We start from the raw sequence: 2,635 nt of genomic DNA, 5'->3' as shown, positions 1-2,635 counted from the left end.
CTCGCTGCGCCGCAGCCCGGGGACGCGGCGGTTGCCGCCCGCCGGCAGCCCGGCCTGCGCGGGGCTGAGCCGGGCGCGGCGGCTGACCAGAAAGTCGCGCACCTCGTGGCGGGTGTCCATGACGCCGACGCTACGGCCTCCGGCGCAGCCTGCGGGACTCCCTGTCGGTACACCTTTCGGCAGAGACTCCCGAGCCCGGACGATCCGCGCTTCCCTGGTGGGCAGGGGGCCGGACCCCCGACGGACGCAAAGCGACGACAGACCGACGACAGGACACGGAGACAACCATGGATCAGCAACCCGAAACCGGCTGGAGCGGTGGCAGGAACGTCTTCGGCGACTTCGCGCCCGGCATGGTGCACTACACCGACCGGGTGCTGTTCGACGAGGTGTGGGAGCGTGCGGGGTTGTCCAAGCGCGACCGCAGCCTGGTCACCGTCGCCGCGCTGACCGCCATGGGCAAGATGGAGCAGTTGCAGTTCCACCTGGCCTTCGCCCGGCAGAACGGGGTCACCGACGACGAACTCAAGGAGGCCCTGCTGCAGCTCGCCTTCTACGCCGGCTGGCCCAACGGCATGGGCGCCACCACGGTGCTGAAGACCATCGTCGAGAAGGCGGATTGAGCCCGACGGGGCCGGGGCGCGGTCACGGGTCTTGGCTGTCGCTCTTCCTCCTTCCGGCGATCAGGATCAACACCAGCGCGGCCGCGGTGAGCGCGGCGCAGACCAGGAACATGCCGGTGTAGCCGGCGGAGGTTCCGGCGATCGCGATCACCCCGCCGGAGACGATGGCGCCGATCCGGCGGGTGTTGGCGAACGTCCCGGACGCCAGCCCGGGCCGGGCGATGATGTCCTGGAACCAGGTCAGCCCGACGCCGGTCAGGGTGGCGAAGAACCAGGCATTGAGCAGCTGTGCGGCGATCAGGGTGATCGGGTCGGCGACATAGGCCATGGCCAGGTAGAACGCGATGCCGGCCAGGCTGCCCACGCTGAGCAGGGCGACCGGTCCGTACCGGGTCGACAGGCGTCCCAAGACCAGCAGCGCGGGGATCTCGGCGAGCGCCGCGACGGCGAGCGCGATGCCGCCCCAGATGGCGTCCAGACCGAGTGCGCTGACCGTGAACAGGGTCACGATGGACGTCGTGGCGGCGTTGGTCGCCTGCAGCGCGATGAACGCGACGACGACGCCCGAGACCCGGCTGCGGGACAGCGGAGCGGACGAGTCGTCGGCCGCGGCCGGGTCGACGGACCGGGCCGTCCGTCGGCGGCGCAGCGCGAGCACGGCGCCGATGCCGGTCAGCGAGATCGCCATGATCGCCAGCAGCACGGCACGAGTGCCGGCGAATCCGGCCAGCAGCATGGCGAGCGGCGGCCCGGCGACCCAGGACGCGGAGACCATCGCCCGTGCCCGCATCACCTCGGACGGGCCCCAGCCGCTGGCCCGCAGGTGCGCGAAGAACAGCGAACTGCCCACTCCGGCCGGCCCGCCCAGCACGATCAGCGCGGCGGCGGCGACCGGCAACGATCCGGCCACGGCCAGCGCGCCGGCCAGAGCGAGGGCGAACCCGCCGCTGCCGAGCATCGGGCCGAGATAGTCGCCCCGGCGGTCTGCCCAGGCCGGCACCACCAGCGAGGCGACGAACCCGCTGGCGTTGTACAGGGCCAGCACCAGCCCGACCTGCGCCTCGGTGGCGCCCAGCAGGTCGGTCAGCAGCAGGGCAAGGGCGGGATTCAGGAACGCGAACTGCAATCCCCACGCAATGGCAGCGACCTGGGCGAGCAGGACCGGGCCACGATCACCGGTACCCACGGAACCTGGATCGTACAGCGCCCGGCTCGGCGTTCACCAACGGCTTCATTCGGGCGGGGAGCTCCATCAGGATGTCCTCGCCCGGTTCGAGTACGACCGGACGCTGCACGGGCTGCACGAAATGAAGCGGCTCGGCGTCCCGATCGTGGACGGCGACCGGGAGCTGTCGCACATCGACATCAACTGGCTGGAACCGGAGCGGGCCAAGCAGATCTCGATCGACACCCGGGCCTCGCTCGGCGAGGCTCGCGTCCTGGAGATCTTCGCCGACGTGCTGGCCGACACCGACCGGCGGTGGACGGCGTTCAGCCGGGCCTACCTGCCCGGCGAGCTGCACACCGGCACCATCGAGATCGAAGCCGACGGCGTCGGTGTCCCGGAGACGATGGCGGTGCTGGGTGGAGCCGAGGACGAGCGTGCCGCCCTGGCGGTGATGCCCGAGCACTACATCGTCATCGGCGACATCGGCACCGGTCCGCGCGGCATGGAGGCCTTCGGCCTGTTCGGCGAACCGGCCTATGTGCACGGCGTCGCGGCGTCCGAGATTCCGGCCGAACTGCGCGAAGCCGCCGATCCGGCCTATCCGATGAAGGTCTGCGGCGAGATGCTGCTGAAGAGCGACGACACGCCCCTGCATCTGGGCGCGCTCCATCAGTTCCGCCCCACGCCCACCGGATTCGCGCTCAAGTCGACGTTCTTCTGCCCGGCGTCCGCGCCCGCCGCCATCGCCGAAGGGCACAAGCTCCACTTCGCGATCGAGGTGACCAACTCGATCCGCGCCGCCTACGCCGCCAAGCAGGCGGGGGGGGGGGGGGGGGGGGGGGGG

3 protein-coding genes and 1 pseudogene are annotated in these 2,635 nt (G+C 71.3%); 2 read left to right on the top strand and 2 right to left on the bottom strand.

Annotated features, from left to right (window positions below):
* Window positions 1-120: pseudogene (locus QM582_RS16900) on the bottom strand (transcriptional regulator); the annotation flags it as partial.
* Window positions 121-287: 167 nt separating this feature from the next.
* Here QM582_RS16900 and QM582_RS16895 point away from each other — a divergent pair.
* Window positions 288-623, top strand: coding sequence for a carboxymuconolactone decarboxylase family protein (locus QM582_RS16895; protein ID WP_415086356.1), 336 nt, complete (start codon window positions 288-290; stop codon window positions 621-623).
* 22 nt (window positions 624-645) lie between these two features.
* On the opposite strand, the gene QM582_RS16890 is transcribed toward QM582_RS16895, so the two are convergent.
* Entirely contained in the window at window positions 646-1,809 is a 1,164-nt protein-coding gene (locus QM582_RS16890) for an MFS transporter (protein WP_415086355.1), read from the bottom strand.
* A 121-nt stretch (window positions 1,810-1,930) separates the two neighbouring features.
* On the opposite strand from QM582_RS16890, the gene QM582_RS16885 reads away from it, so the two are divergent.
* On the top strand, window positions 1,931-2,635 hold a 705-nt coding region (locus tag QM582_RS16885), incomplete at its 3' end, for a hypothetical protein (RefSeq protein ID WP_415086353.1).

The organism is Micropruina sp. (assembly GCF_047607385.1).
Taxonomy (GTDB): Bacteria; Actinomycetota; Actinomycetes; order Propionibacteriales; family Propionibacteriaceae; genus Micropruina.
This window is presented reverse-complemented; position numbering and strand designations above follow the sequence as displayed.

What these genes read in the sequence shown, in the direction of transcription:
- QM582_RS16895 (WP_415086356.1), top strand. Translation starts at nt 288, where the DNA reads ATGGATCAGCAACCCGAAACCGGCTGGAGCGGTGGCAGGAACGTCTTC.